Origin of the sequence: Pseudomonas sp. HMSC057H01 (assembly GCF_001836405.1) — a bacterium.
GTDB classification, from domain to species: Bacteria; Pseudomonadota; Gammaproteobacteria; order Pseudomonadales; family Pseudomonadaceae; genus Pseudomonas; species Pseudomonas aeruginosa.
This window is the reverse complement of record NZ_KV828426.1, coordinates 156,911-157,571: the sequence shown is the minus strand read 5'-3', so window position 1 is coordinate 157,571 and position 661 is coordinate 156,911. Positions and strand designations below refer to the sequence as shown.

Annotated in this window: 1 protein-coding gene; it reads left to right on the top strand. The window is 69.6% G+C overall.

The genetic code is table 11. The features are described from left to right. Positions 1-661, top strand: a 661-nt coding sequence (locus tag HMPREF2581_RS09140; RefSeq protein WP_139181900.1) for a DUF3363 domain-containing protein, incomplete at both ends; no start/stop codon positions are given.

The window sequence follows — 661 nt, the reverse complement described above, 5'->3', positions numbered from 1 at the left end:
CAAAGACCTCATCATCGCGGGCGACTACATCGCCGATGGTTTCCGCCACCGCGCCGCCGAGCTGGCGACCGAATGGCTGGGGCCGCGCACCGAACTGGAGATCCAGCAGACTTTGCAGCGCGAGGTGGAACAGGAACGGTGGACGAGCCTGGATCGCACCTTGAAGCGCGAGGCCGGCGACCATGGCCTGGTGCATGTCGAACGGCTCAACGAACCCCGCTTGCAGCGCCAACGCCTGCTGCTGATCGGCCGCCTGCAACGCTTGCAGCGCCTGGGCCTGGCCGACGAGACGCAGCCCGGCACCTGGGCCGTCCATGCCGATGCGGAAAAGACCTTGCGCGCCCTGGGCGAGCGCGGCGACATCATCCGCACGATGCAGCGGGCCATGCGCGGCGAGCCGCGCGAGCTGGCGGTGTTCGAGCCTGGAGACGATGGCCGAACCATCCTCGGGCGCGTGGCCGCGAAGGGACTGGCCGACGAGCTGCGCGACCGGGGCTATCTGGTCATCGACGGCGTGGACGGCAAGGCCCACTACGTCGCGCTCAACGCCCGCGACGAGCTGGCGAACTATCCGACCGGGGCCGTGGTGGAGGTGAAGGGATCGGCCGACGTGCGCGCGGCCGACAGGAACATCGCCGCGCTGGCGAGCGATGGCCTGTAC